Origin of the sequence: Achromobacter sp. HNDS-1 (genome assembly GCF_040084795.1) — a bacterium.
Taxonomy (GTDB): Bacteria; Pseudomonadota; Gammaproteobacteria; order Burkholderiales; family Burkholderiaceae_B; genus Achromobacter; species Achromobacter ruhlandii.
In genome coordinates, this window is record NZ_CP157584.1 from 1551875 (window position 1) to 1575884 (window position 24010).

23 protein-coding genes and 1 pseudogene are annotated in these 24010 nt (G+C 68.9%); 7 read left to right on the top strand and 17 right to left on the bottom strand.

All coding sequences use genetic code 11. From position 1 onward, the window contains the following. Positions 1–10: 10 nt before the first annotated feature. From ccoG to ABFG95_RS07085, 8 genes are all read right to left on the bottom strand, one after another. Positions 11–1501, bottom strand: coding sequence for a cytochrome c oxidase accessory protein CcoG (gene ccoG, locus ABFG95_RS07050; RefSeq protein ID WP_049072782.1), 1491 nt, complete (start codon positions 1499–1501; stop codon positions 11–13). A 74-nt stretch (positions 1502–1575) separates the two neighbouring features. Continuing rightward, the gene (gene ccoP / locus ABFG95_RS07055; protein ID WP_059272109.1) at positions 1576–2529 is read right to left on the bottom strand and encodes a cytochrome-c oxidase, cbb3-type subunit III; all 954 of its coding nucleotides are present in this window, start codon (positions 2527–2529) and stop codon (positions 1576–1578) included. After that, positions 2526–2702 carry a cytochrome oxidase gene (locus ABFG95_RS07060; RefSeq protein ID WP_080977556.1) on the bottom strand — a complete coding sequence of 59 codons (177 nt, stop codon included), beginning with the start codon at positions 2700–2702 and terminating at the stop codon, positions 2526–2528. The genes ccoP and ABFG95_RS07060 overlap by 4 nt, the downstream gene beginning before the upstream one ends. Then, positions 2702–3430 carry a cytochrome-c oxidase, cbb3-type subunit II gene (ccoO, locus tag ABFG95_RS07065; RefSeq protein WP_063581321.1) on the bottom strand — a complete coding sequence of 243 codons (729 nt, stop codon included), beginning with the start codon at positions 3428–3430 and terminating at the stop codon, positions 2702–2704. The genes ABFG95_RS07060 and ccoO overlap by 1 nt, the downstream gene beginning before the upstream one ends. A gap of 10 nt (positions 3431–3440) precedes the next feature. Further along, positions 3441–4928: a cytochrome-c oxidase, cbb3-type subunit I gene (gene ccoN / locus ABFG95_RS07070; RefSeq protein WP_049072779.1), complete on the bottom strand. Its 1488-nt coding sequence runs from the start codon at positions 4926–4928 to the stop codon at positions 3441–3443. Positions 4929–5138: 210 nt separating this feature from the next. Next, on the bottom strand, positions 5139–5300 hold the full coding sequence (ccoS, locus tag ABFG95_RS07075) for a cbb3-type cytochrome oxidase assembly protein CcoS (protein WP_006390533.1): 162 nt from the start codon (positions 5298–5300) through the stop codon (positions 5139–5141). Beyond that, positions 5297–6271 carry a hypothetical protein gene (locus ABFG95_RS07080; RefSeq protein WP_348995679.1) on the bottom strand — a complete coding sequence of 325 codons (975 nt, stop codon included), beginning with the start codon at positions 6269–6271 and terminating at the stop codon, positions 5297–5299. Before ABFG95_RS07080 ends, ccoS begins: the two co-directional genes overlap by 4 nt. Positions 6272–6455: 184 nt before the next feature. Beyond that, positions 6456–7724: an adenosylmethionine--8-amino-7-oxononanoate transaminase gene (locus tag ABFG95_RS07085; RefSeq protein WP_348995680.1), complete on the bottom strand. Its 1269-nt coding sequence runs from the start codon at positions 7722–7724 to the stop codon at positions 6456–6458. A 114-nt stretch (positions 7725–7838) separates the two neighbouring features. On the opposite strand from ABFG95_RS07085, the gene bioF reads away from it, so the two are divergent. The 3 genes and pseudogenes from bioF (at position 7839) to bioD (ending at position 11113) form a co-directional block, all read left to right on the top strand. Next, positions 7839–9023, top strand: coding sequence for an 8-amino-7-oxononanoate synthase (gene bioF, locus ABFG95_RS07090; RefSeq protein ID WP_336724362.1), 1185 nt, complete (start codon positions 7839–7841; stop codon positions 9021–9023). Beyond that, positions 9023–9688 (top strand): alpha/beta hydrolase, encoded by a 666-nt coding sequence (locus tag ABFG95_RS07095; RefSeq protein WP_348995681.1) that lies wholly within the window; start codon positions 9023–9025, stop codon positions 9686–9688. The genes bioF and ABFG95_RS07095 overlap by 1 nt, the downstream gene beginning before the upstream one ends. After that, positions 9685–11113: pseudogene (gene bioD / locus ABFG95_RS07100) on the top strand (dethiobiotin synthase). The gene ABFG95_RS07095 and the pseudogene bioD overlap by 4 nt, the downstream one beginning before the upstream one ends. A gap of 28 nt (positions 11114–11141) precedes the next feature. On the opposite strand, the gene ABFG95_RS07105 reads toward bioD, so the two are convergent. Further along, positions 11142–11906 carry an alpha/beta hydrolase gene (locus ABFG95_RS07105; RefSeq protein ID WP_348995682.1) on the bottom strand — a complete coding sequence of 255 codons (765 nt, stop codon included), beginning with the start codon at positions 11904–11906 and terminating at the stop codon, positions 11142–11144. A 124-nt stretch (positions 11907–12030) separates the two neighbouring features. Between ABFG95_RS07105 and ABFG95_RS07110 the strand changes: the two genes are divergently transcribed. Then, complete coding sequence (locus tag ABFG95_RS07110) at positions 12031–12819, top strand: helix-turn-helix transcriptional regulator (protein ID WP_348995683.1); 789 nt, start codon at positions 12031–12033, stop codon at positions 12817–12819. Positions 12820–12839: 20 nt separating this feature from the next. Here ABFG95_RS07110 and ABFG95_RS07115 read toward each other — a convergent pair whose 3' ends face one another. Genes ABFG95_RS07115 through ABFG95_RS07125 form a run of 3 tightly spaced genes read right to left on the bottom strand, consistent with a single transcriptional unit; the run spans position 12840 to position 14577 of the window. After that, positions 12840–13679 (bottom strand): MBL fold metallo-hydrolase, encoded by an 840-nt coding sequence (locus ABFG95_RS07115; protein WP_348995684.1) that lies wholly within the window; start codon positions 13677–13679, stop codon positions 12840–12842. Between the two features lie 18 nt (positions 13680–13697). Further along, a complete protein-coding gene (locus tag ABFG95_RS07120) occupies positions 13698–14024 on the bottom strand; it encodes a hypothetical protein (protein ID WP_312485404.1) in 327 nt (108 codons plus the stop codon). Positions 14025–14031: 7 nt separating this feature from the next. Then, entirely contained in the window at positions 14032–14577 is a 546-nt protein-coding gene (locus ABFG95_RS07125) for a sugar ABC transporter (RefSeq protein ID WP_348995685.1), read from the bottom strand. 141 nt (positions 14578–14718) lie between these two features. On the opposite strand from ABFG95_RS07125, the gene ABFG95_RS07130 reads away from it, so the two are divergent. Continuing rightward, entirely contained in the window at positions 14719–15621 is a 903-nt protein-coding gene (locus ABFG95_RS07130) for a LysR substrate-binding domain-containing protein (protein WP_348995686.1), read from the top strand. A 117-nt stretch (positions 15622–15738) separates the two neighbouring features. On the opposite strand, the gene aceA is transcribed toward ABFG95_RS07130, so the two are convergent. Next, positions 15739–17058: an isocitrate lyase gene (aceA, locus tag ABFG95_RS07135; protein WP_020929020.1), complete on the bottom strand. Its 1320-nt coding sequence runs from the start codon at positions 17056–17058 to the stop codon at positions 15739–15741. Between the two features lie 322 nt (positions 17059–17380). Here aceA and queF point away from each other — a divergent pair, with 322 nt between their 5' ends. Next, positions 17381–18205 (top strand): NADPH-dependent 7-cyano-7-deazaguanine reductase QueF, encoded by an 825-nt coding sequence (gene queF / locus ABFG95_RS07140; RefSeq protein ID WP_059273064.1) that lies wholly within the window; start codon positions 17381–17383, stop codon positions 18203–18205. Between the two features lie 73 nt (positions 18206–18278). Here queF and ABFG95_RS07145 read toward each other — a convergent pair whose 3' ends face one another. Together ABFG95_RS07145 and ABFG95_RS07150 are read right to left on the bottom strand one after the other, a co-directional pair. Next, positions 18279–19283, bottom strand: a complete 1005-nt coding sequence (locus ABFG95_RS07145) for a cytochrome-c peroxidase (protein ID WP_348995687.1) — start codon at positions 19281–19283, stop codon at positions 18279–18281. A gap of 350 nt (positions 19284–19633) precedes the next feature. Continuing rightward, on the bottom strand, positions 19634–20542 hold the full coding sequence (locus ABFG95_RS07150; protein ID WP_049072764.1) for a LysR substrate-binding domain-containing protein: 909 nt from the start codon (positions 20540–20542) through the stop codon (positions 19634–19636). A gap of 139 nt (positions 20543–20681) precedes the next feature. On the opposite strand from ABFG95_RS07150, the gene ABFG95_RS07155 reads away from it, so the two are divergent. Beyond that, entirely contained in the window at positions 20682–21758 is a 1077-nt protein-coding gene (locus ABFG95_RS07155) for a tartrate dehydrogenase (protein WP_054416395.1), read from the top strand. A 118-nt stretch (positions 21759–21876) separates the two neighbouring features. Here ABFG95_RS07155 and ABFG95_RS07160 read toward each other — a convergent pair whose 3' ends face one another. Both ABFG95_RS07160 and pgsA read right to left on the bottom strand, forming a co-directional pair. After that, positions 21877–23163: an MFS transporter gene (locus tag ABFG95_RS07160; protein WP_068980053.1), complete on the bottom strand. Its 1287-nt coding sequence runs from the start codon at positions 23161–23163 to the stop codon at positions 21877–21879. Positions 23164–23360: 197 nt separating this feature from the next. Next, entirely contained in the window at positions 23361–23933 is a 573-nt protein-coding gene (pgsA, locus tag ABFG95_RS07165) for a CDP-diacylglycerol--glycerol-3-phosphate 3-phosphatidyltransferase (RefSeq protein ID WP_049072759.1), read from the bottom strand. Between the last annotated feature and the right edge of the window lie 77 nt (positions 23934–24010).

The window sequence follows — 24010 nt, forward strand, 5'->3', positions numbered from 1 at the left end:
TTATTCGGAATCACTCGGGGACATAAAAACTCGCGGCTTCATCGGTCTCGATCGGCCGGTTTTCCTGATCGTGGGCGCGGGCCCGCAACGTGATCGGATGGGCGCCCGGCTCGGCGCCGGCCGGGGCGCGGATCACCATCGGCACCAGCTTGTTGGCCGCCGGCTCCACGTCCACCACGTCCGACTCGCTTTGCCCGGCGCGCACCGCCAACCCAGGCATGCCGTCGGCCGACAGCCGCAGCCGCAGCGGCGAATCCGAGGTGTTGATGATCTGCAGCCGGTACACGTTCTCGATCATGCCGCCCGCCACCTCTCGACCCAGCGCGCCGCGATCGCGGATCACGTCCACCCGCAGCGGGTTGCGCATCGCCAGCGAGGTCACGAACGCCACCGCCAGCACCAGGATCAGCGAGCCATAGATCAGCACCCGCGGCCGCAACAGGTGCGAGCGCGCGCTTTGTGTCGACAGCCCGTCCAGCATGGCGCGCTCGGACGTGTAGCGGATCAGCCCGGACGGATACTGCATCTTGTCCATCACCTGCTCGCAGGCATCGATACAGGCGCCGCAGCCAATGCACATGTATTGCAGGCCCTCGCGGATGTCGATTCCGGTCGGACAGACCTGCACGCACAGGCTGCAATCGACACAGTCGCCCAGCCCCGCGGCCTTGTGGTCGACCTTGCGCGAACGGCCGCCGCGCGGATCGCCGCGACGTTTGTCATAGGTCACGACGAAGGTATCGGGATCGACCATCACGCTCTGGAAGCGCGCGTACGGGCACATGTACTTGCAGACCGACTCGCGCATGAAACCGGCGTTGCCCCAGGTGGCGAAGCCGTAGAACACCATCCAGAACCACTGCCACGGCCCCAGTTGCAGCGTGAACAGCTCGTGGCCCAGCTCGCGGATCGGCGCGAAGTAGCCGATGAAGGTGGAGCCCGTCCACCAGGCCAGCGCGATCCACAGGAAGTGCTTGGTGACCTTCAGGCGCGCCTTGCGCCAGGTCCAGGGCGATTCATCCAGGCGGATGCGGGCGACGCGGTCGCCTTCGACCTTGCGCTCGATCCACATGAAGATCTCGGTGTAGACCGTCTGCGGACAGGCGTAGCCGCAGAACAGCCGCCCGGCCACCGCGGTGAACAGGAACAGCGCCAGCGCCGAGATCACCAGCAGCACCGCCAGGTAGACCACGTCCTGCGGCCACAGCACCAGGCCGAACAGGTAGAACTTGCGCGCGCCCAGGTCGAACAGCACCGCCTGGCGGCCGTTCCATTGCAGCCACGGCAGGCCGTAGAAGATCAGTTGGGTGAGGAAGACGAAGGCGATGCGCCAGCGCGCGAAGATGCCGCTGACCGAGCGCGGATAGATCTTGCTGCGCACGCCGGCCAGGGTCTGCTCCAGCGTTTCCTGGCCCGGACGCGGCGGCCGCACGTGCGGCCGCCAGGGTGGCGGGTCGCCGCCAGGCGGACTGCTGACGCTTGCGGTTGACCCATCATCCATGTGCTGCTCCGTGCGGTAAGTCCATGCGATATGGGGGCTGCCGTCGCGGCGTGCCCCCACCTATGTGGCGACGCCTAGTTGGCCGAGGCGGCGGCCGAGGCTGGTTGCGGTTGCGCGTCCGGCTTGTTCGACAGGCCCCAGACCCATGCCGTCAGGATCTTGATCTGTTCCGGGGTCAGAATGTCGCCGTGCGCCGGCATGCGGTTCTCGCGCCCATCCAGGATGGTCTTGACGATGGTGGCTTCCGAACTGCCATAGAGCCAGACGTCATCGGTCAGGTTGGGCGCGCCCAGCGCCTGGTTGCCCTTGCCGTCGACACCATGACAGGCCACGCAGAAATTGGCGAACTCGCGCTTGCCGCGGAACACCCGGACCGGGTCGGCCGTCAGGCCCGACAGCGAACGCACGTACTGCGCGATGTCGCCGGCGGTCTTGGGGTCGATGGCCGACTTCCAGGGCGGCATCACGCCGATGCGGCCATTGGTGATGGTCTGCATGATGGCCTCGGGCGAGCCGCCGTGCAGCCAGTCGCTGTCGGTCAGGTTGGGGAAGCTGGGGCCGCCTTTGGCGTCCGAACCATGGCACTGCGAGCAGGTGTTCAGGAACAGGCGCTGGCCGATTTCACGGGCGCCCGGATCCGCGGCGATCTGCGGCACCGTCATGGTCTCGAAACGCGCATAGATCGGGCGCACGGCCTCGGCCATTTTGGCCTGTTGCTGCGCCACCTCGTTGGCACTGCTGTAGCCCAATTGGCCCTTGTACGACCCCAGGCCCGGCATGAAGAACAGGTAGCCCAGCGCGAAGGCGCAGGCCAGCAGGTACATCCAGGTCCACCAGCCGGGCACCGGGTTGTTCAGTTCGGTGAGGTCGCCGTCCCAGACGTGGCCCGTGTCCTCGACCTGGCCGTTGGCCGGCTTGGTACTGAGCCAGCGGCGCTGCGTGTACAGCAGCCACACACACCACACCACGCCGCCGACGGCGACGATCGAGATGAAATACCCCCAGAAGCCATTGACGAAATCGCTCATGACCGATCCGCTCCATCTTGTTGTGCCGGCCCGAACTCATCGGGCAGCGCGAACGGCAGCATGGCCGATTCGCTGTTGGCATGCTGGCGGCCGCGCGAGCAGGCCCACCAGACGATGCCGAAAAAGGTTGCCATCGAAATGGCGGTGACGATTGCGCTCAGCAAAGCCATGATCAACCTCCCGACGCCGCGGGTTGCGTAGCGGCGGCCGCCGGCTGCGCGGCCTTGCGGGCTTCCTCGGCCTTCTTGGCCTCTTCCGCCTTTTTGGCCTGCTGCGCCTTGCGCACGCCCACGCCCAGCCCCTGCAGGTAAGCCACCAGCGCGTCCTCTTCGGTCTTGCCCTCGATGGCCTTGGGCGCCGCGGCGATCTCTTCGTCGGTGTACGGCACGCCCAGGGCCCGCAGCGCGCGCATGCGCTGGTCGACGTTCTGGCCGGTGATCACGGTCTTCTCCAGCCACGGATAGGCCGGCATGTTGGACTCGGGCACCACCTGGCGCGGGTTGCGCAGGTGGATGCGGTGCCAGTCGTCGGAATAGCGCTCGCCCACGCGCGCCAGGTCCGGACCGGTGCGCTTGGAGCCCCACAGGAAGGGATGGTCGAACACCGACTCCGAGGCCAGCGAGTACGAGCCGTAGCGCTGCACTTCGGCGGCCAGCAGGCGCACCTGCTGCGAGTGGCAGCCGACACAGCCTTCGCGGATGTAGACGTCGCGCCCCATCAGGCGCAGCGGGCTGTAGGGTTCGACCCCCGCCACCGGCTGCGTGGTGCTGTGCTGGAAGAACAGCGGCACGATCTGCACCAGCCCGGCGAAGGACACCACCAGGATGCTGGCGATGATCATCCAGCCGATGTTCTTCTCGAGCGTCTGGTGAGAGAAAAAGCCTTGTTGCTTGTTGGCCATGATGTCCTCGTCAAACGGTGGCCGGCGCGGGCGCGGCGACAGCCGGCGCGCGGGTGGTGTGGGGATCGTCCTGCGGGATGGCGGGGTTGACCGCCTGCGCGCCGCGCACCGTCTTCCACACGTTCCAGGCCATGACCAGCACGCCCGACAGGAACAGCGCCCCGCCCAGCAGACGGATCAGGTAGTACGGCACCCGCGTCTTGAGCTCTTCGACGAAGCTGTAGACCAGCGTGCCGTCGGCGGCGGTGTCGCGCCACATCAGGCCCTGCTGCACCCCGGCGATCCACATCGCGGCGATGTACAGCACCACGCCGATGGTGGCGATCCAGAAGTGCAGCTCGATGGCCTTGACGCTGTACATCTTCTCGCGGCCATACAGGCGCGGGATCAGGTAGTAGAGCGAGCCGAACGAGATCATCGCGACCCAGCCCAGGGCGCCGGAGTGCACGTGGCCGATGGTCCAGTCGGTGTAGTGCGACAGGGCGTTCACGGTGCGGATCGACATCATCGAGCCTTCGAACGTGGCCATGCCGTAGAACGACAGCGCGGTCACCATGAACTTCAGGATCGGATCGGTGCGCAGCTTGTACCAGGCGCCCTGCAGCGTCATGATGCCGTTGATCATGCCGCCCCACGACGGCGCCAGCAGGATCAGCGAGAACGTCATGCCCAGCGACTGGGTCCAGTCGGGCAGCGAGGTGTACAGCAGGTGGTGCGGACCGGCCCACATGTAGGTGAAGGCCAGCGCCCAGAAGTGGACGATGGACAGGCGGTACGAATAGATCGGACGGCCGGCCTGCTTGGGCACGAAGTAATACATCATGCCCAGGAAGCTGGTGGTCAGGAAGAAGCCCACCGCGTTGTGGCCGTACCACCACTGCACCATGGCGTCCTGCACACCGGCGTAGGCCGAGTAGGACTTCCACAGCGTCACCGGCATCTCGATGTTGTTGAAGATGTGCAGGATGGCGATGGTGAGGATGTACGAGCCGAAGAACCAGTTGGCCACGTAGATGTGCTTGGAGCGGCGCTTGATGATGGTGCCGAAGAACACGATGGCATAGGCCACCCAGACCAGCGTGATCAGGATGTCGATGGGCCATTCGAGTTCGGCGTATTCCTTGCTGCTGGTGTAGCCCAGCGGCAGGGTGATGGCGGCGGCCACGATGACCGCCTGCCAGCCCCAGAACGTGAACGCGGCCAGCTTGTCACAGAAAATGCGGGTCTGACAGGTGCGCTGGACCACGTAGTACGAGGTTGCGAACAGCGCGCTGCCGCCGAAGGCGAAGATCACGGCGTTGGTGTGCAGCGGACGCAGGCGGCCGTAGCTGAGCCAGGCGGTGTCGAAATTCAACTGAGGCCAAATCAGCTGCGCGGCGAGAAAAACGCCCACAGCCATGCCGACAATGCCCCAGACCACGGTCATGAGCGCGAACTGCCTCACGATCCTGTAGTTGAAGGTGTCGGCCTTGCTTGCGATTGCGGCGCAATCGTTCATCACCCTTCCCCCAAACAAAAAGAAACAAGTAGCTCCAGGTTTCAATGATGGGGGGTCGCGGGTAAAGCGGGGTTGATGTGCGTCAAACCCCATTGCTCGCGCAGGGGAACCCGCGGCGCGGCGGCAACGTCGATGGCGCGGACGGCGGCCAAGGCCAGGCGGGCGGCCAGCGAACGGCCGCCGCGAGACGCCTGGAGGGATCGCGCGATCCTAGCCGCGCGAAGCCGGCCCGCTATCGTCGTCGCGCAGGATGGCGGTGCCAGCGTTGTCGGTGTCGTCGTATTGGCCGTTGAACACGGCCCACCACAGCGACACGCCGATCGCCAGCACGAACAGCAGCGACAGGGGCAGCAACAGGTAGAGGATGGTCATGGCGCGGCTTCCAGCGCGCCCTCGGGCGCCGGGCTGCCGGACCAATCGCGGCGCGACAGCCGCCACGAGTTGTAGGCCACCGCCAGCGACGACAGCAGCATGGTGATGGCCGCCAGCCAGGGCGTGACCCAGCCGACCAGCGCCAGCGGCGTCATCAGCAGGTGCCAGGCCAGCGAACCATGCAGGTTCTGGCGCGCCTTGCGTTGCGCCTCGGCCAGCAGCGCGTCCAGCGCCGCGTCGGGCATGGACGGATGCGCCGCCAGCGCCGCATGGGCCGACGCCATGGCGGTGGGCACCGCCATCGACATGGCACAGGGACAGCTCATCACCAGCAGCGCCACCATCACCGGGATGCTGTGGGCCGGGTCGATCCAGGCCCAGACCGCCGCCGCGCCCAGCGCCAGCGCCACCTGCGCCATGACGAAGCGCGAAGCCAGGCGGTCGGCGCCGGCGCCCAGCAGTTGGCGTTGCGCCTCGACCTGGGCGTGGCGCTGGCCGCCGGCGCTGCCGCCGAACGACTGCCGGGCGCACAGTTCCAGGTAGCGCGCCGTCAGCAGGAAGGCCACGAACATGGTGACCGAATCGAAATAGACCTCGCCGTGGCCGGTGTAGGTGGCATGCACGCTGGGAATGAAGGCGGCCACGATGCCCAGCGCCACCGGCACGTCCATGCCGGCGCGGCCGTGGCGCAGGTTGGCGCCGGCGTGGCGCCAGATCGGCCAGGCCGAATACAGCACCACCGGCACCGTCAGGGCCAGGCTGGCCCAGTTCATCAGCACGATGGCCCAGTCGAGCGTATCAAGGGCGTCCTTGGGGATGCCCTCGTGGCGCAGATAGCCCGGCCAGGCGAACATCATCACCTGCATCATCGCCAGCCACGCCAGCGACAGGCGCACCAGCGCATGCCGGCGCTGCTGGCGCTCGGCGTCGGACAGGGATGGCGGGACGGCGAAGATGGATTTTGCTCGCATGCGCCGATGCTACCCAGCGCCGCCGGCGCTCGCCTTGACCTGGATCAAGGCACGCCGGGCGATTTGCCCGGGCACGGCGCGCGGCGGCCTTGCAGAATTGCCGTCCCACAAGCACGGGCGCGGCATTGCCAGAGGATCCGCGAAAGCTCCTCTGGCCCGCGGGGCCGCCCGCTGGCGCCGGCGTTCAGGGCCGTTGGGCGCGCAGCACGGCGATCACCGCCCGCATCAGCGTGTCCAGCTCGTCCGGGGCGATGGTCAGCGCCGGCGTCAAATACACCACATTGCCGAACGGCCGCACCCAGACGCCGGCCTCGACCAGGCGGCGCTTCAGGGCCTCGCGGTCGTCGATGCGGTCCAGCTCGACCACGCCGATCGCGCCCAGCACCCGCACGTCGCGCACCCAGGCCACCTCGCGGCACGGCGCCAGCCCCGCCGCCAGGGCGGTCGACAGCGCCCGCGCCTGCGCCAGGCGCGGCTCGCTCTCGAACAGGTCGAGCGACGCATTGGCGGCGGCGCAGGCCAGGGCGTTGCCCATGAAGGTCGGGCCGTGCATCAGGGCGTGCGAGGGATCGTCCGACCAGAAGGCGTCGAACACCCGGCTGCTGGCCACCGTGGCGGCCAGCGGCAGCGTGCCGCCGGTCAGCGCCTTGGACAGCGTGATGATGTCGGGGCGGATGCCGGCCTGCTCGAACGCGAACAGGGTGCCGGTGCGGCCGAAGCCGGTGAAGATCTCGTCGAAGATCAGCAGCAGGCCATGGCGGTCGGCCAGCCGGCGCAGCCGCCGCAGCACCTCGGGGTCGTGCAGCAGCATGCCGCCGGCGCCCTGCACCAGCGGTTCGACCAGGATGCCGGCCAGTTGCGGGCCGCGCGTCTCCAGGAAGGCGTCGAGCCGGGCCATGGCGGCGTCGTCGCGCGGCAGGTCGACAATGTCGTGCTCGGCCAGCATGCCGCGGAACAGGCTGTGCATGCCCTCGTCGGGGTCGCACACCGCCATGGTGCCGAAGGTGTCGCCGTGGTAGCCGCCGCGAAAGGCCAGGAAGCGGCTGCGGCCGCGCTCGCCCTGGTTGAGCCAGAACTGCACCGCCATCTTCATGGCGACTTCCACCGCCACCGAGCCGGAGTCCGTATAGAACACGCGGTCCAGCCCCGGCCCCAGCAGGGCCGCCAGGCGCCGCGCCAGGGTCAGCGCGGGTTCATGGGTCAGGCCGCCGAACATGACGTGCGGCATGGCGTCCAGCTGCGCCCGCACCGCCTGGGCGATATGCGGGTGGTTGTAGCCGTGGCAGGCGGTCCACCAGGACGCCACGCCGTCGATCAATTGGCGGCCGTCGGCCAGCTCCAGGCGGCTGCCGTGGCTGCGCACCACCGGCAACGGCGGCGTCGCGGTCTTCATCTGGGCGTAGGGCTGCCAGATATGCGGCTGGCCCCGGGCCACCCAGTCAGGCGTCTGCATGTTTCACCTCCACTACAATGGCTCGCATTCTACGGCCGGGGGCCTGACGGCGCTGTTAACGGCCGCGGCCCGACCGCGGGACGCCCCCGCCGCCGGCCGCCGCAGGAAATCGTGATGTCCAAGCTGGATCCCCTCTTTTCTTCCGAACTGGCGCAAGCCGAATCGCGCCGCGTGCGCCGCCGGCTGCGCACCGCCGCCGCCGCGCCCGCCGGCCGCATCGCGCTGGACGGCGTCCCGGCGCTGAACTTCTCCAGCAACGACTACCTGGGCCTGTCCAAGCACCCGCTGCTGATCGACCGGGCGCGCGAATGGGCCGCCCGCCACGGCGCCGGCGCGCAGGCCTCGCGGCTGGTGTGCGGCAATCTCGACCTGCACGAGCAGGTCGAGGCCAAGCTGGCCCGCCTGAAGGGCACCGAGGCCGCGCTGCTGCTGGCCTCCGGCTGGCAGGCCAACGCCGCCGTGCTGCCGGCGCTGCTGCGCGCGGCCGCCGGCCAGGGCGAGGTGCAGGTCTACGCCGACAAGCTCAACCACGCCAGCCTGCACCACGGCTGCCAGGCGGCGGGCGTGCGGCAGATCCGCTTCCGCCACAATGACCTGGACCACCTGGAAGCCTTGCTGGCGGCGCGCGCCGACCCGTCAGCGCCGCCCGCCGCGCGCTTCATCATCACCGAAAGCGTCTTCAGCATGGACGGCGACCGCACCGACGTGGCGCGGCTGGCGGCGCTGGCCGAGCGCTACCAGGCCTTCGTCTACCTGGACGAAGCCCACGCCACCGGCGTGCTGGGACCGGGCGGCATGGGGCTGGCGGGGCTGGCGCCGGGCGGCATCGACCTGGCCATGGGCACCTTCAGCAAGGCGCTGGGCGGCTTCGGCGCCTACGTGGCCGGCTCGCGCGCGCTCTGCGACTACCTGGTCAACGCCTGTTCGGGTTTCATCTACACCACCGCCCTGCCGCCTGCCGTGCTGGGCGCGATGGACGCCGCGCTCGACCTGGTGCCGACGCTGGACGCCGAACGCGCCCGACTGGCCGCCTCGGGCGAACGCCTGCGCGCCGCGCTCCGCGGCCTGGGCGTGGACAGCGGCGACTCGTCCACCCAGATCGTGCCCGCCATCGTCGGCGACGAGGCCCGCGCCCTGGCGCTGGCGGCGGCGCTGGAACAACGCGGTCTGCTGGCCGTGGCGATCCGCCCGCCCACCGTGCCGGCCGGCACCAGCCGCCTGCGCATCGCCCTGAGCGCGGCGCACCGCGACGCCGATGTCGACCAACTGATCGACGGCCTGACGGCCGCGCTCGCCTGATGCCGGCCGCCGCTCCTGTCCGCCCCACCCTGCTGTTCGTGCATGGCTGGACCTTCGACGCCGCATTCTGGGGGCCGCTGGCCGCCGCGCTGGCCGACTGGCCGCAGGCCATGGCCGACGCCGGCTATTTCGGTCCGGCCCATACGCCCGCGCCCGCCGGCCCGGTGCTGGCCATCGGCCACTCGCTGGGCGCGCTGCGGCTGCTGGGCGAACCGCCGCCCGGCTGCCTGGGCCTGGTGGCGATCAACGGCTTTGCCCGCTTCGGCGCGGCCGCCGACTTCCCCGAAGGCGTGCCGGCGCGCATGCTGGACCGCATGTTGAACCGCCTGGCGGCGCAGCCCGAAACCGTGCTGCGCGATTTCCGCCAGCGCTGCGGCGACACCAGCGCCATCGGCGTCCCCCAGGTCGAACCGCTGGCGCGCGACCTGCGGTTCCTGCGCGACGCCGATCAGCGCGCCGCGCTGGCGGCGCTGCCGGTGCCGCTGCTGGCGCTGGCGGGCGCGGCCGACCCGATCGCCACCGCGCCGCTGACGACGGCGGGCTTCGGCGCCGCCATCGAGATCCACTGGCGCGAGCACGGCGGCCACCTGCTGCCGCTGACCGACACCGACTGGTGCGCGCGGCGCATCCGCGCCTTCCTGGCCCGCGTGGCGCCCGCCGCATGAGCGCCCACCTGCGCAATGCCCGGGTCGGCGCGCGCTTCGGCGCCGCCGCCGCGCACTACGACGACCATGCCCCCGCCCAGCGCATCACCGCCGGACGGCTGGCCGACGCGATCGGCCGGCTGCCGCTGCCGCCGCATCCGCGCATCCTGGAGATCGGCTGCGGCACCGGCCTGCTGACGCGGGCGCTGGCCGCCCGGCTGGGGCCGGCGGACTGGACCGTGACCGACATCTCGCCCGCCATGCTGGCGCGGGCGCGACAAGGTCCGGCGCTACCCGGCACCGCCCGCTACCAGGTGCTGGACGGCGAGCACCCCCGGGACCTGCCGGGCGGGTATGACCTGATCTGCTCCAGCCTGGCGGTGCAGTGGTTCGCCGACCTGAACGGCGGCCTGGGCCGCCTGGCCGGCCTGCTCGCGCCCGGCGGTCACCTGGCGGTGGCGACGCTGGCCGAAGGCACGTTCGAGGAATGGCGCGCCGCCCATGACGCCGTCGGCCTGGTCGCCGCCACGCCACGCTATCCGCCGAGCGGCGCCATCCGTCCGGCCATGGCCGATCTGGCCGGTGGCGTGCACAGTGAACGGCTGATACAAGATCATCCTGACGGCCTGCATTTCCTGAAGGCGCTCAAGGGCATCGGCGCCACCACGCCCGCGCCCGGCACGGCGCCGCTGGGCCCGGCCGCATTGCGGCGGGTGCTGGCGCAGTTCGACCAACAAGGCGCCACGGTGACCTATCACCTGGCCTATGGAATCTGGAAGAAACATGACTGACTCCCGCGCCCACGGCGTATTCGTCACCGGCACCGACACCGGCATCGGCAAGACCCTGGTCTCGGCCATCCTGGCGCGCGCCTGGCAGGCCGACTACTGGAAGCCGGTGCAGACCGGCGTGGCCGAGGAACCGGGTGACACCGAGACTGTCGCGCGCCTGGCGCAGTTGCCGCCCGAGCGCCTGCACCTGCCGGCCTACGTGCTGCAGGCGCCGCTGTCGCCGTGGGCCGCCGCGCCGCTGGAAGACGCGGTGATCGACGCCACCGCCATCGTGCCGCCCGCCACGACCGCGCCCCTGATCGTCGAAGGGGCCGGCGGCCTGTACGTGCCGATCGACGACAGCCACATGATGATCGACCTGATCGCGCGCCTGGGCATGCCGGTGGTGCTGGCCGCGCGCAGCGGCCTGGGCACCATCAACCACACGCTGCTCAGCCTGGAGGCGCTGCGCCGCCGCGCCATCCCGGTGCTGGGCGTGATCATGAGCGGCCCGCTGTCGGCCGGCAACCGCGAGGCGATCGAACGCTTCGGCAATGTGCGCGTGCTGGCCGAGATCCCCCCGCAGGACCGCGTCGACGCGGCCGCCGTCGAGGCGCTGGCGCGCGCCGTGCCGCCGCTGGCGGAATGCCTGGCGGCGATGCGCGCCGCCGGTTGACGGCAACGGACTGACCGCAGCGCCGCGCTCAGTCCCCGGCGGCGGTCCGCAGGAAGCGCTCAATGGCCGCCGCCAGCGCCAGCGGCGTTTCATTCATCGGATAGTGCCCGGCATTGGCCAGCACCTCGATCGTCGTGCGCGGATAGCGCCGCGCATAGGTCGCGGCCATCAGCGTCGGCGTGAACACGGGATCGTGCTCGCCCACCAGGGCCAGCACCGGATGGCGGCCATCGATGCGGTCGCTGAAATCGGTGCCGACCCACGCGGACAGGTACGCGGCGAACGCGGCCGCCGACGAATGCGCGGCGGAATAGTCGGCCTTCCACGCCACCCATGCCGACGGCAGGCGCCCGCCGGTGCTGCGGTCGATGATGGCGCGGCGCGCGGCCAGGTCCGCGGCCGCGCCGTCGAACAGCGCGCGCGTGGCCGGCGCCATGGTCACGCCACCGCACGGCACCGGGGCCACCGCCACCAGCGCGCGCACCCGCTCGGGCGCCAGCGCCGCGACCCGCTCGATCGCCATGCCGCCCATCGAATGGCCCACCAGGCTGAAGCGCTCGAACCCCAACGCGTCGGCCAGCGCCAGCGCGTCGGCGGCAATCTCGTCGATCGAATGTTCGCCCGCCGCCTCGCGCATGCCGCCGTAGCCGCGGTAGTCCATGAAGACGTAGCTGAAGTCCGCGCCCGACAGCCAGGGTTCGATCGGTTCGAAGGCGCGCGCGTCGCCGAACCAGCCGTGCAGCACGATGACAGGATGCGGGCCGTGGCCCACGCGATGGAAAGTGTTGGCCATGTCGGCTCCTGGGATCTGGCGATGCGCCGCCGGGGCGGCGGACGCGATTGGCAATGCCGACATCCTAGGCCCGGCAAAGCCGGCCCGCCTTCGATATCGGGTCATCCGCTGTAGAATCCAGGCCATGCGCAATACCCTGGTCGACCCCTACGAGGACATTCCGCGCGATGTGGTGGTGACGGCCTGCGACTACCCGGCCGGCCTGACCTTCCCGCTGCACGCCCACCGCCGCGGCCAGTTCGCCTACGCCGTGCGCGGCGCCATCAGCGTGGCCACGCCGACGGGCCGCTGGCTGGTGCCGCCGCAACGCGCCTGCTGGGTGCCGGCGGGCATGGATCACCAAATGACCATGAGCGGCGCGGTGACCATGCTTAACACCTTTCTCACCGCGCGCGTCGCGCAGGCCCTGGGCCTGCCCGCCGAATGCCGGGTCCACGCCGTCTCGCCGCTGCTGCGCCACCTGCTCGATGAAGCCATCGACCTGCCCGCGCTCTACGACCTGGACGGCCGCGCCGGCAAGCTGATGGCGCTGCTGGCGGCCGAAATCGCCGCCATGCCAGCGCTGTCGCTGCACGCGCCGCTGCCCGCCGACCCGCGCCTGGCGCGCGCCTGCCGCGCGCTATGGGCGGCGCCGTCGATCACGACGGACCTTGACACGATGGCGGCCGCGGCCGGCATGAGCCGGCGCACCTTCACCCGCCAGTTCCGCGCCGAAACCGGCATCAGCTTCGGCGCCTGGCGCCAGCAGGCCTGTCTGCTGGCCGCCATCGAGCGCCTGAGCCAGGGCCAGCCCGTCACCCGCGTCGCGCTGGACCTGGGCTACGCCAGCGCGAGCGCCTTCACCAGCGCGTTCCGGCGCGCGCTGGGCCAGGCGCCCAGTGCCTACCTGGCCTCGAACGGCCGCGCCGCCTGAAACAACCGGGGCCGTCCCACTCAGGTCTCGTAGGCGATGCGGTAGCCGTCACCCTGGCGCGCGATACGGGCAAAGCCGGGTTCGCCAAGATGCATGCCGGCGATCAGGAGCCCGTCCGCGCTGACGATGTCCAGCAGCGCCGAGCGCGTGTCGGCGGCCAGGGTCGGATCCTGGTCGAAGGCGATCGACACATCGGGGCGCGCGATCTGGATCTGCGGAAAATGCACGATGTCCCCCCAGACCAGCACACTCCGTCCGTCGGACTCGATACGGAAGCCGGAATGCCCGGCGGTATGCCCTGGCAGGGGCACCGCGTCGATGCCGGGCAGGACCTCGCGGCCCGTGAACGTGCGCATCCTGGCTCGATACGCGCCGAACACCTTGCGGGCGAACTGGAAGTTGCCGCGTGCGCGCTCGCTGGCCCGCGCGAGATTGCCATCGTCTTGCCAGAACGCCACCTCCCGCGCATGCACAACCAGCTCGGCCCGCGCAAAGACTTCCCGCCCCGCGGCATCCAGCAATCCGCCAATGTGATCGGGATGCGCGTGGGTCAGCAGCACCGTATCGACGTCGCCGGGTTGCACGCCGGCCAGTGCCAGGTTGGCCAGGAGCTTGCCGCCCCATTGCTTGAATCCGCCCGCGCCCGCATCGATCAGCAGCGTGCGGCCCCTGCCCCGGACCAGATAGCCATTGATATGGATGGCGCCGGGGTCGGAGACGCCCGCGTCGCGCTGCAGCCTGGCGGCATCCTCCGGGTCGATGTTGGAGAGCGATTCAAGGGCGGCGGACAGGTATCCGTCACTGATGGCGGTGATCGAAAACTCACCGATCCGCAGGCTTGGCAAGGTCATGGGTTGCATGGCGATCCTCCAGAATGCTCAATGGCGCGCATGGATGGCTCCTGCCGCATGGCCGAAGCAGCGGATGCGCGCGGTCAGCCCCGTGATGCGCAGGATGGTCTCATCCAACCCCGCCATGAAGGCCTCCATCACGGCGGGCGGGCGGAACGGTTCGAGCCGGAATTGGACTTCCGCGAACGCCGGAAGTCCGCGCCCGGGGTGCACCGCCAGGTTGATGATGTGCACGTTCTCCAGCGCCGCGCCGAGCACGTCAACGCACAGCGCTGTGCATGCCTCGGCCAACTCCGCCAGATCGCGGTCGGCCGGCATGCATGGCGCCGCGAAGAAAAATGTCACGTTGGGCATCGCGGCGCTACTTCGACGCATCGCGGCCGGTCCCGCGCGCATTCGTCAGCTGTGCCGTCATCGGCGCATAGCGATGCACGCCGGACGGCAATGCGGGGGCTTCGATATTCGCGCCACGCGGGCACTTCGCCAGCCACCGGTGGCCGGGCGATTTGTCCAGCGCCACGGCGCGCATGGCGGCGGGCGTCAGGCCCAGCGCGACCAGCGGCTCGGCGCCGACGTCACTCACCAGCAGGGTTTCGTCCGCGGCAATGGCGGGGGCTTGCGCCAGGCCGGCATAGAGATTGCGGTGCCAGTCCGTGATGTGCGGCTGCCAGCGGGCGAAGTTGCCGCCGCCCTTCTGCCGATACTCCTCGCCGAGCAACACCTCGAGCCCGGCGATCGAATGGACGGCGAGGTAGGTCGGGCAACCCGGGCTCAGCGCCTGAAAGCGCTGCGAGGTCTGGAAACCGCTCACGGAAATGAGCGCGGGCAGCTTTTTCAGGCTGTAGAAATCATTCCAGGCCCCTTCGCTGGCGGGGTCCGAGAAACTGCATTCGACGGTGTAGATCATGGGTTCGGTCGCGGCCGGCCATGTTTCGTGGCCGGCGCCTTGATTGAGGTTTCATCATGGTAGGGCCGGAAAAAGACGCCATAAAACGATTTTTCGGTATGCTTCAGTGAGCAAACATCAAGGCAAACCGGAACTCGCCCCATGCGCCGCAGGATTCCCAGCAATACTTCCTTAATGGCCTTCGAGGCGGCCGCCCGCCATGGCAGCTTCGCCCGCGCGGCCGACGAACTGGCCGTCACCGAGGGCGCCATCAGCCGCCAGATCGGCCGACTGGAAGCCTTTCTCGGCGTTCCATTGTTCGAGCGGATCGGTAACCGCGTCCGGCTGCTGCCCAACGGCGCGCGCTACGCCGACCAGGTGCGCGAACTGCTCAACCGGCTGGATCGGGACAGCCAGTACCTGATCGGGCAACGGCAGGACAGCGCCAACCTTGACATCGCCACGGTGCCCACCTTCGCCATGCGTTGGTTGATTCCCCGCCTGCCGCGATTCCAGCGGCGGCACCCGAACATCGCCGTGCATCTGGCCGAGCGCCTGGAGCCGTTTGCCCTGGCCGGCAGCGGGTTCGACGCCGCCATCCATTTCGCGCATCCGGCCTGGACTGGAATGCATACGCAGCATTTGCTCGACGAAGTGCTGATCCCCGTGTGCCATCCCGCGCTGGTGGAAGGCGACGCCGGTCCGATGGCCCTGGACGCCCTGCCGCGACTGCACCGGCGGCAGAATCCGGACGCCTGGCAGCGGTATGCGCGGGAAACCGGCATCCCCCTGGCCAACGCGGCGCTGGGCGTGCGCTATGACCTGCATGCCATGCTGATCGAAGCGGCATTGGCCGGCCTGGGCGTGGCGCTGGTGCCGCGCCTCTACGTGGAAACCGAAATCGCCATGGGCCGGCTGGTAGCGCCATGGCCCCAGGCAAAAACCGTCTCCAAGGCCTTCTGTCTGGTGCTCCCCGAACCGTTCACCCTGAGCCCGCCCCCTATCCAGGCGTTCACCGAATGGCTAAAGGAAGAAGCGGGTAACGCGGCGGCAGCCGGGCCGTAGGACGCCACTCCCATCGCGCGACGGCGCCCGCCCAAAAAAAAGAGGGTGCCCGAAGGCACCCTGAATCCACCCTACAACAGCACTACAACTGCAACTGCATAATCAATCCCGTCCGGCTCAGGCGGCCTTCTGCTCCTTGCCGTGCTCGAACTGCGCCTCTTCGGTCGAACCGGTCAGCGCGGTGGTCGAGGACTGGCCGCCCTCGATGGTCTGGGTCACGGCGTCGAAATAGCCGGTGCCCACTTCGCGCTGATGCTTGACCGCGGTGAAGCCCAGGTCGGCGGCGGCGAATTCCTTCTGCTGCAATTCGACGAAGGCGCTCATCTGGCGGCGGGCGTAGCCGTGGGCCAATTCGAACATGCCGTAGTTCAGCGCGTGGAAGCCGGCCAGCGTGATGAACTGGAACTTGTAGCCCATGGCGCCCAGCTCGCGCTGGAACTTGGCGATGGTGGCGTCGTCCAGGTTCTTCTTCCAGTTGAACGACGGCGAGCAGTTGTACGCCAGCAGCTTGCCGGGGAACTGGCGATGGATCGCGTCGGCGAACTTGCGGGCGTATTCCAGATTGGGCGTGGACGTTTCGCACCAGATCAGGTCGGCGTACGGCGCGTAGGCCAGGCCGCGCGAGATCGCCTGGTCAATGCCGGCGCGGGTGCGGAAAAAGCCTTCCACCGTGCGCTCGCCAGTGATGAAAGGACGGTCGTTCTCGTCCACGTCGCTGGTCACCAGGTCGGCGGCATCGGCGTCGGTGCGGGCCAGCAGCACGGTGGGCGTGCCCATCACGTCGGCCGCCAGGCGCGCCGAGACCAGCTTGGCCACGGCTTCGCGGGTCGGCACCAGCACCTTGCCGCCCATGTGGCCGCACTTCTTCACGGACGCCAGCTGGTCCTCGAAGTGCACGCCCGAGGCGCCGGCCTCGATCATGGCCTTCATCAGCTCGAAGGCGTTCAGCACGCCGCCGAAACCGGCCTCGGCATCGGCCACGATGGGCGCGAAGAAATCGATGTAGCCCTCGTCGCCCGGGTTCTTGCCTTCCATCCACTGAATCTGGTCGCAGCGGGTCAGCGAGTTATTGATGCGGCGCACGACCTGCGGCACCGAGTTGGCGGGGTACAGCGACTGGTCGGGGTACATCTCGCCGGCCAGGTTGGCGTCGCCGGCCACCTGCCAGCCCGACAGGTAGATGGCCTTGAGGCCGGCCTTGACCTGCTGCATGGCCTGGTTGCCGGTCAGGGCGCCCAGCGAATTGACGAAAGGCTCGCTGTGCAGTTGCTCCCACAGGCGGGTCGCGCCGCGGCGGGCCAGGGTGTGCTCGACGGCGATCGAGCCGCGCAGGCGGATGACATCCTCGGCGCTGTAGTCGCGCTTGATGCCCTGCCAGCGGCTGTTCTCGGCCCAGTCTTTCTGCAGATTGCGGATTTCGGTTTCGCGGTGGCTCATGGTCATGCTCCTTGGTCTATGGCTGAAAAGGCAAGAAAACTTCGGGGTTGCATTGCGTGAATCGTTGGAGAAAGTCTATGCCTGTGCTGCGGAGCAATGTGGCCGCGCCTCTTATATAAGAGGAAAAATATTATTTATATAAATCAATGAGTTATTTCATTCATTCCGCATTACGGAACGCAATTGTCATCCGTGAAATGGCCTCGCGCGGCGGCGCAGCACGGACTTTCACATGCCGGGAGCAGCGTTTCATGATGCGAAAAATGAAGCGTTCGCAACCGCCTACAATGCGGTCATCTCCACGTTTTCCGACGACCTTTCCATGACGCTGTCTCACGGCCCGCTGGGCCAGAGCGTGACCTACGTCTCGCAATACGACCCCTCGCTGCTGTTCCCCATCGCCCGCGCCCACAACCGCGAGGCGCTCAACCTGGCGAGCGGCCCGCTGCCGTTCACCGGCGTCGACCTGTGGAACGCCTACGAGCTGTCCTGGCTCGACGCCAAGGGCAAGCCGCGGGTGGCGATGGCCACGTTCTCGGTGCCGGCCGACAGTCCCAACATCATCGAGTCCAAGTCGTTCAAGCTGTACCTGAATTCGTTCAACCAGACCCGGCTGGTCAACTCGGCCGCCCTGCGCGGCCGCCTGGAGCGCGACCTGAGCGCCGCCGCCGGCGCCCCCGTGGGGCTGGACTTCATCCTGCCGCAGCGCTTTGGCGAACTGCGCATGGGCGAATTGGACGGTATCTATATAGACAAGCTCGACATCGAGATCGACACCTACGAGCCGGCGCCCGAGCTGCTGCGCACGCGCGCCGGCGAGGTGGTCGAGGAAACCCTGTGCTCGCGCCTGCTCAAATCCAACTGCCCGGTGACCGGCCAGCCCGACTGGGCCAGCGTGCAGGTCCGCTACCGCGGCAAGCCGATAGACCGCGAGTCGCTGCTGCGCTACGTGATCTCGTTCCGTCAGCACGCCGAGTTCCACGAGCACTGCGTGGAACGCATCTTCACCGACATCATGCAGGCCTGCGCGCCGGAGCAGCTGACGGTCTATGCGCGCTACACGCGGCGCGGCGGGCTGGACATCAACCCGTGGCGCAGCAACGTCGAGACGGCGCCGCCGGCCGACGTGCGCACGGTGCGCCAGTAAAAACGGTCGTCGTCCGCCCCGACGCGAACGACGCCCTTCACAGGCGGCGCCCCCGACGGCGCCGCCCCCCTCCCTACTTCACGAACGGCGCCGGCCGCGGCGTGTCGTCCGCCGACGGCGGCAGCAGCGGGTACTGGATCGCCGGCTGGTCGCCCGTCAGCGTCTTCAGGAACGCCACGATCTGCGCGTTCTCGTCCGGCGTGAAGGTGCGGCCCAATTGCAGGCGGCCCATCACGTCCACCGCCTGCGTCAAGGTGGCGGCCTCGCCGTCATGGAAGTACGGATAGGTCAGCGCCACGTTGCGCAGCGTCGGCACCTTGAAGTTGAAGCGATCGGCGTCCTTGCCCGTGACGGCGGCGCGGCCCTCGGCCTTGTTGTCGGTCTGGTACGGCGCCACCAGCCCCATCTTCTGGAACGAGTTGCCGCCCACCGCCACGCCGTTGTGGCACGCCACGCAGCCGCTGTTCTTGAACAACGTGTAGCCGGCCAGTTCCTGGACGGTCAGCGCCTTGTCGTCGCCCTTGAGCCACTGGTCGAAGCGCGAGTTCGGCGTCACCAGCGTTTCCTCGAAGGCGGCCAGCGCGCCCGTCACCTCGTCAATGGTGATGCCGTCCTTGCCGAACACCTGCTTGAACTCGGCGCGGTAGCCCGGAATGGAATTGAGCACCTGCACCGCCAGTTCATGGGTGGAGGCCATTTCCATCGGATTGGCGATCGGGCCGCCGGCCTGCTCGCGCAGGTCCTTGGCGCGGCCGTCCCAGAACTGGGCGATGTTCAGGCTGGAATTGAGCACCGTGGGCGAGTTGATCGAACCCTGCTGCCACTTGTGGCCGATCGACGCCTTCAGGTTGTCCGAGCCGCCCATGCCCAGGTTGTGGCAGGAATTACAGGAGATCGCGCCCGAGCGCGACAGGCGCGGGTCGAAGAACAGCTTCTTGCCCAGTTCCACTTTGGCCGGGACCTTGACCACCGCCGCCTCGATCGGCTGGATCGGTTCCTGGCGAGGCGCACCCGACGCCTGGCCCGCCCATAGCGCAATGACGACACCCGCCGCGAGCATCGCGTGCTTCTTTCTCATGGCTTTCTCCTGTTGAAATAACCTTATCGTTCGCAAGGTCATTACAGCGGAGCGGGCCGGCGGGCGGCTTGCGATGCGTCAAGGGCGCCAGCGCGCCGTCTCGCCCCGCCAAGGCCGCTTGACCTGACGCAATCCGAACACGCCGACCTGTCGCCGCCCCATGCCCCGCCGCGGACGCGTGCATCGAGCGCGGACATCGAGCGCGGACATCGATTCGCGGCCTCGATTAGCGGCCTCGATTAGCGGCCTCGATTAGCGGCCTAGATTGGCGGCCTAGAGGCCGCCTCGATAGGCGGCCCCGATTGGCTGCCTCGATCCGCCTGGCCAGCGCGCCGCGCGGGCCGATCGCGTCAGTCGTTCGCGTCAAGCTGGCGCAGATGCGCCTCCAGGAAATCCACGCACACGCGCACCTTGGCCGAAGCGTTCAGCCGCGCCGGATACACGGCCCAGATATTGGCCTCCTGGCGGTATTGCGGCAGCACCGGCACCAGCTTGCCGGCGGCGATCAGCGGCCCCACATCCCAGGCCGAGCGCAGAATGATGCCGCGGCCGTCCACCGCCCACTGCACCACCATCTCGCCATTGTTGGCCGACAGCGGTCCGCGCACCTTGACGGTGTGCTCGCGCTCGCCGCGCCGCATGCGCCAGACGCCGAAGGGATGGTCGCGCTCCTTGATCACCAGGCAATCGTGCGCCGCCAGGTCGTCCAGCTTGCGCGGCACGCCGCGTTCGGCCAGGTAAGACGGCGCGGCGCACAGCAGCCGGTGGTTGGCGGCAAGCTTGCGCGCGATCACGTGCGGCGCGATATCGTCGCCGACCCGCACGTCCAGGTCGTAGCCCTCGGCGGCCACGTCGACCAGCCGGTCGAACACCTCGAAGCGCACCTGCACCTGGGGATGGCGCGACACAAACGCCGACAGCGCCGGCGCCACCACTCGCCGCCCAAAGCCAAAACTGCTGCAGATGCGCAGCAGCCCGCGCGGTTCGCGGCGCGTGACGCCGACCTCTTCGACCAGGTGCTCGACGTCGTCCAGAATGCGCTGGGCCCAGTGGTAGACACGCTCGCCCGCTTCGCTGACGACCACGCGCCGCGTGGTGCGATGGAACAGCGGCGTGCCCAGGCTGGCTTCGAGCAGCCGGATGCGCTTGGTGACGTAGGCCGCCGACATGCCCAGGTCTTCAGCAGCCCGGGAAAAGCTGGAGGCGCGCACCACCGCGTTGAACACGCGCAGGTCGGCGGGCAGCAGGTCATTATTCATGATTCGTGCATATTCATTTCACGCGATGGATCATTGTAGATGGACTGTAGGCGCGCCTACCATGGCTGCCATTGCCTGCAACGCGCCCGATGGCGCGGCGCGGTGCGTTCTTTCCTATTCCCTTTTCAGGTCGCTCTCCATGTCCCACGTTCACAAAATCGCAGCCATCGCCGGCGACGGCATCGGCAATGAAGTCCTGCCCGAAGGCCTGCGCGCCGTCGAGGCCGCCGCCCGCCGCTTCGGCCTGACGCTGCAGATCGACACCTTCCCCTGGGCCAACTGCGAGTACTACGCGCAGCACGGCGAGATGATGCCGCCCGACTGGAAGGAACAATTGCAGGGCTACGACGCCATCTACTTCGGCGCGGTCGGCTGGCCCGCCACGGTGCCGGACCACGTGTCGCTGTGGGGCTCGCTGTTGAAATTCCGCCGCGAGTTCGACCAGTACATCAACCTGCGGCCGGTCCGCCTGTTCGAGGGCGTGCCCTGCCCGCTGGCCGGCCAGCGCCCGGGCGACATCGATTTCTTCATCGTGCGCGAGAACACCGAGGGCGAGTACACCAACCTGGGCGGGCGCCTGTTCTCCGGCACCGAGCGCGAGATCGTGATCCAGGAATCGGTCTTCACCCGCCACGGCACCGACCGCGTCATGCGCTACGCCTTCGAGCTGGCCAACCGCCGCCAGCGCAAGCAGCTCACCATCGCCACCAAGAGCAACGGCATCGCCATCAGCATGCCGTGGTGGGACGAGCGCGCCGACGCCGTCGGCCAGCAGTATCCGGACGTCAAGACCGACAAGCAGCACATCGACATCCTGGCCGCGCGCTTCGTGCTGCAGCCGCAGCGCTTCGACGTGGTGGTGGCCTCCAATCTGTTCGGCGACATCCTGTCGGACCTGGGCCCGGCCTGCACCGGCACCATCGGCATCGCGCCCTCGGCCAATCTGAATCCGGAGCGCGCCTTCCCCTCGCTGTTCGAGCCGGTGCACGGCTCGGCGCCGGACATCTACGGCAAGGGCATCGCCAACCCGATCGCCATGATCTGGTCGGGCGCGCTGATGCTGCAGTTCCTGGGCAGCCAGGACGCGCACGACGCCATCCTGGCGGCCATCGAGCACTGCCTGAAGGACGGCCCGCGCACGCCCGACCTGGGCGGCAAGGCCCGCACCGAAGACATCGGCCGCGCCATCGCCGCCCATATCGAGGCACAAGGCTGATCCCGGGCGCGACAAACGCCCTCTCCCCCCGGGAGCGACGGCGAATCCGCCGTCCCCCAAAGCAGAACGCCGCCCGAGGGCGGCGTTCTGCTTGCGGCCATGGCGCGCGGCGGGCGTGTCAGGAACGCGCCGGCACCGCGGCGGCGGGATCCGCCCGGCGCGCCTGCACCGCGATCCACTGCGCCAGCAGCGCGGCGGCGGTGAATGCCACGCCCGCGCCGATCCACGGCCCCTGGCGCAACCCCGCGTCCAACAGCAGGCCGAAGGCCAGCGGCCCCAGCGCCGAGCCGACGTCCATGCCGGAATACACCAGGCCATAGACCGAGCCGGTCGAGCCCTTGGGCGTCACCCGCCGGATCAGCATGTCGCGCGACGGCGCGGCCACGCCCGAGCAGAAACCGGCCAGCGCCACCACCGGCGCGGCGAACAGCGCCGGCACCAGGCCCAGGGCCAGCACCACCAGCGTCAGGCCGGCCAGGATCAGCGCCACCATCACCGTGCGTTCGGTGCGCGGGTTGGCCGACACCAGGAAGCCGCCGGCCGCCATGCCCGCCGCCGACGCCACCATGTAGCCGGACAGCGCCGAGCTGGCCGCCACCTTGGACAGGTCGTACAGCTGGCCCAGCAGCGGAATGGTGTAGTTCTGCACCGACGACAGCGCGATCGAGGTGCAGGCGAAGAACAGGAACGCGCCCCACAGCGCCGGCTTGGACAGCAGCGTGGCCAGGGTCGTCAACACGCTTTCCTGCGGCTTGGGCGCGGCGCGCGCGCCGGCCTTGGCGTCGTCCGCCTGGGCCGGTTCCGCGCCGCCCAGCAGGTTGCGGCCGAGCACGGTCAGCAGCAGCACGAAGGCCACCAGCGCGGCCGCGCTGTAGGCCGCCACGCGCCAGTTCGCCAGCAGCGTGATCGAGGTCATGAACACGGGCGTGAGCGCCCAGCCCAGGTTGCCGGTCAGGCCATGGGCCGAAAAGGCGTGGCCCAGGCGCGGCGCCGTGACGCGGTGGTTGATGATGGAATAGTCGGCCGGGTGGAACACCGAATTGCCGATGCCGCCGACCACGGCCGCCGCCATCAGCATGGGGTAGCCGGTGGCCGAGCCGATCAGCAGCCCCGACAGCACGAAACAGGCCAGGCCGAACCACAGCACCGGCCGCGCGCCGATGCGGTCCACCACGAAGCCGGACGAGGCCTGGCCAATGCCCGAGACCACGTAGAAGGTCGACACCAGAAGGCCAAGGCGGGCGAAGTCCAGCCCGAACTCGTTGCCAAGCGACACGTACAGCGACGGCAGGACCAGTTGGAAGAAATGCGACGAGGCGTGGGCCACGCCGATCAGGAGGATGATCTGCCAGTCGCGCCGGCGGACGGCGGCGTCCGAGGCCAGGGGGGATGCAGCGGTAGTCATTGCGCAAGGCCGCGGGCAGCGGCGAAAGGCGACCGCCTGGGGCGGCGCGCGGGTTGTCTCCAGCAACGTCCGGCCGGGCCGGCGTTGTCCCTGTGGCGAATGCGGCGCGCGGCCGGGCCGGTCGCGGTCCACGCCCCGCCGGCTTCGCTCTTGGTCTGTCCTGGCGGCCCCGCACGCAAGCCGGGCCGCCGTGATGGTTACTGCGCTTTCTCGCGGATCGCGGGCCAGGCGCGCTGCAGGTAATACAGCATCGACCAGACCGTCAGCACCGCGGCAACGATGATCAGCACGTCGCCCAGCAGCTTGCTGGACACGCCGTAGATCGGCTGGTTGTACAGCAGGCACGGAATCGCCACCATCTGCGCGGCGGTCTTGAACTTGCCCAGCCGGTGCACCGCCACGCTGGCGCTGGCGCCGATCTTGGCCATCCATTCACGCAGCGCCGAAATGGTGATTTCGCGGCCGATGATGATGAGCGAAATGAAGGCATCGACGCGGCTCAGGTCCAGCAGCACGATCAGCGCGGCGCAGACCATCAGCTTGTCGGCCACCGGATCCAGGAACGCCCCGAACGCCGAGGTCTGGTTCCAGCGGCGCGCCAGCCAGCCATCGAACCAGTCGGTCAGGGCGGCGATGATGAAGGCCCAGGCGGCGAACGTGTCGCGCACCGGCACGGACAACCAGCTTTCAGGCAGGTAGAACAGCCCGACTACCAGCGGGATCATGGCGATACGCAGCCACGTCAGGATGATGGGTACGTTAATTGGCATAGTGTCCGTATGCTACATCAGCCGGGTTGCACTGGCTGTCTCGGGGCCGCCGGGCGGCCACGAACCGGCCATCCGGG

Bases quoted from the DNA above. Each gene is read 5' to 3' on its own strand.
- ABFG95_RS07160 (WP_068980053.1), bottom strand. From the start codon at position 23,163: ATGACTACCGCTGCATCCCCCCTGGCCTCGGACGCCGCCGTCCGCCGG.
- ABFG95_RS07085 (WP_348995680.1), bottom strand. From the start codon at position 7,724: ATGCAGACGCCTGACTGGGTGGCCCGGGGCCAGCCGCATATCTGGCAG.
- ABFG95_RS07150 (WP_049072764.1), bottom strand. From the start codon at position 20,542: ATGAATAATGACCTGCTGCCCGCCGACCTGCGCGTGTTCAACGCGGTG.
- ABFG95_RS07080 (WP_348995679.1), bottom strand. From the start codon at position 6,271: ATGCGAGCAAAATCCATCTTCGCCGTCCCGCCATCCCTGTCCGACGCC.
- ABFG95_RS07115 (WP_348995684.1), bottom strand. From the start codon at position 13,679: ATGCAACCCATGACCTTGCCAAGCCTGCGGATCGGTGAGTTTTCGATC.
- ABFG95_RS07095 (WP_348995681.1), top strand. From the start codon at position 9,023: ATGCCGGCCGCCGCTCCTGTCCGCCCCACCCTGCTGTTCGTGCATGGC.
- ABFG95_RS07155 (WP_054416395.1), top strand. From the start codon at position 20,682: ATGTCCCACGTTCACAAAATCGCAGCCATCGCCGGCGACGGCATCGGC.
- ABFG95_RS07130 (WP_348995686.1), top strand. From the start codon at position 14,719: ATGCGCCGCAGGATTCCCAGCAATACTTCCTTAATGGCCTTCGAGGCG.
- ABFG95_RS07105 (WP_348995682.1), bottom strand. From the start codon at position 11,906: ATGGCCAACACTTTCCATCGCGTGGGCCACGGCCCGCATCCTGTCATC.
- ccoN (WP_049072779.1), bottom strand. From the start codon at position 4,928: ATGAACGATTGCGCCGCAATCGCAAGCAAGGCCGACACCTTCAACTAC.
- ccoO (WP_063581321.1), bottom strand. From the start codon at position 3,430: ATGGCCAACAAGCAACAAGGCTTTTTCTCTCACCAGACGCTCGAGAAG.
- ABFG95_RS07145 (WP_348995687.1), bottom strand. From the start codon at position 19,283: ATGAGAAAGAAGCACGCGATGCTCGCGGCGGGTGTCGTCATTGCGCTA.
- pgsA (WP_049072759.1), bottom strand. From the start codon at position 23,933: ATGCCAATTAACGTACCCATCATCCTGACGTGGCTGCGTATCGCCATG.
- ABFG95_RS07120 (WP_312485404.1), bottom strand. From the start codon at position 14,024: ATGCCCAACGTGACATTTTTCTTCGCGGCGCCATGCATGCCGGCCGAC.
- queF (WP_059273064.1), top strand. From the start codon at position 17,381: ATGACGCTGTCTCACGGCCCGCTGGGCCAGAGCGTGACCTACGTCTCG.
- ccoG (WP_049072782.1), bottom strand. From the start codon at position 1,501: ATGGATGATGGGTCAACCGCAAGCGTCAGCAGTCCGCCTGGCGGCGAC.
- ABFG95_RS07125 (WP_348995685.1), bottom strand. From the start codon at position 14,577: ATGATCTACACCGTCGAATGCAGTTTCTCGGACCCCGCCAGCGAAGGG.
- ccoP (WP_059272109.1), bottom strand. From the start codon at position 2,529: ATGAGCGATTTCGTCAATGGCTTCTGGGGGTATTTCATCTCGATCGTC.
- bioF (WP_336724362.1), top strand. From the start codon at position 7,839: ATGTCCAAGCTGGATCCCCTCTTTTCTTCCGAACTGGCGCAAGCCGAA.
- ABFG95_RS07110 (WP_348995683.1), top strand. From the start codon at position 12,031: ATGCGCAATACCCTGGTCGACCCCTACGAGGACATTCCGCGCGATGTG.
- aceA (WP_020929020.1), bottom strand. From the start codon at position 17,058: ATGAGCCACCGCGAAACCGAAATCCGCAATCTGCAGAAAGACTGGGCC.
- ccoS (WP_006390533.1), bottom strand. From the start codon at position 5,300: ATGACCATCCTCTACCTGTTGCTGCCCCTGTCGCTGCTGTTCGTGCTG.